This is a genomic window from Streptomyces phytophilus (assembly GCF_013870535.1).
Taxonomy (GTDB): Bacteria; Actinomycetota; Actinomycetes; order Streptomycetales; family Streptomycetaceae; genus Streptomyces; species Streptomyces phytophilus.
This window is the reverse complement of the sequence record NZ_JACBXC010001753.1, coordinates 1-703: the sequence shown is the minus strand read 5'-3', so window position 1 is coordinate 703 and position 703 is coordinate 1. Positions and strand designations below refer to the sequence as shown.

Below are 703 nucleotides of genomic sequence, written 5' to 3'. Positions count from 1 at the left end.
GGTCCTCTTCCCGTGCTTGCCGTCGACGTCGATGGTGATCTGAACCAGGTTCTTGGACCCGGTGCCGACGATCTCGGCTGTGACGGTTTCGATACTGGTTTTGCCGGTTTCGGGGTCGGTGGCGAGTACCTTGTCGCCGACCTTTACGTCTTCGATGGGTTTTGTGGTGCCGTCGGCCATCAGAACCGGCGTGCCGGCGGTGAAGCTGTTACTTTCACACTTAGGTGATTTGGAACCTGGTTTGACATCCGGATCTTCGGCCTTCCTGGCTCTCCGTGCATCCAGGATCTTATCGCCGATCCTTTTGCCGATTTTTGCCACAGAGCCGAGGGCCTTGGTCCACGGAGTCTCCAGGAAAGCTGCCCCGCATTCCTTGGTCAGCCCTGGCGCGGTCACGCAGTCAATCGCACCTCCCACGTCCGGCAACATGAGGTCCTCAACCGCTTCGCGTACGGGCTCGCCATCCTCCCAGTACTGGCTGATGTCGGGTAGGCACTTCATCACGTACATGCCCACACACCCGCCTGACGGGGCGGCCGTGAAGGTTGCCTGGGTAGCCGGGGTGGTGCCTCCTCCGCCACCGCCACCACCGCTGGGGGAGTTTCGGGTGGAGTTCTGGTGGATGACGGCGCGTTCCACCGTCTCCTGGATGAAGTCGATGATGCCTTTCCAGAAGAGTCCGGTGGGGTCGGCGTGGGTGATC

At 61.3% G+C, this 703-nt stretch carries 1 protein-coding gene; it reads right to left on the bottom strand.

The window, feature by feature from the left end; all coding sequences use genetic code 11:
* Positions 1-703, bottom strand: a 703-nt coding sequence (locus H5J30_RS35740) for a Hint domain-containing protein (RefSeq protein ID WP_309505732.1), incomplete at both ends; no start/stop codon positions are given.